Raw genomic sequence first — 572 nt, 5'->3', positions numbered from 1 at the left:
AAGTGATATTGAATATTTGGCCACTTCAGCCCTTCACGCGAGCGAATAAACGCACACGATTCAAAATGGTTGGTTGCGCCAAGACCTTTTCGAGTCAGAATCCACTCGGTACCGATTAGCCCTTTGCTCACCAAGCCTAGTTTACTGTTCAGTGTGATTGGCTGCTTACAGTGGTATTGGAAGTACACTTCCAGATGGTCTTGCAGGTTTTTACCTACCCCTTCCAACTGGTGTTTCAACTCGATGCCCGCTTTTTCCAGTACATCTTTAGGACCAATACCGGAAAGTTGGAGTAGCTGTACCGAGCCGATTGAGCCTGCACTAGAAATGACTTCATTTTTCGCAAAACACTGCTGAATTGAACCGGACTTCTCGAACTCAACGCCGACCGCTTTCTTGCCTTGTAGCCCTGCTTCTTCAAGCCCTTTTTCTTCAAGCCTTGTTTCTTCAAGTAATACACGACGCACAGTCACTCGCTTCATGAGCGTGAAGTTCTTGCGCTTTTTGGCACGGCTTAAGTATGCATTAGAGGTTGAAGCACGTACGCCTTTATCAACGGTCATGTGCATCGG

General features: G+C 47.0%; 1 protein-coding gene. It reads right to left on the bottom strand.

Annotated features, from left to right (window positions below; genetic code table 11):
• A partial coding sequence (locus tag R7Q48_RS29620) for a GMC family oxidoreductase N-terminal domain-containing protein (protein ID WP_318133946.1) occupies positions 1-572 on the bottom strand: 572 nt, incomplete at both ends.

The sequence above is a fragment of the Vibrio sp. 378 genome, assembly GCF_033339435.1.
This window is presented reverse-complemented; position numbering and strand designations above follow the sequence as displayed.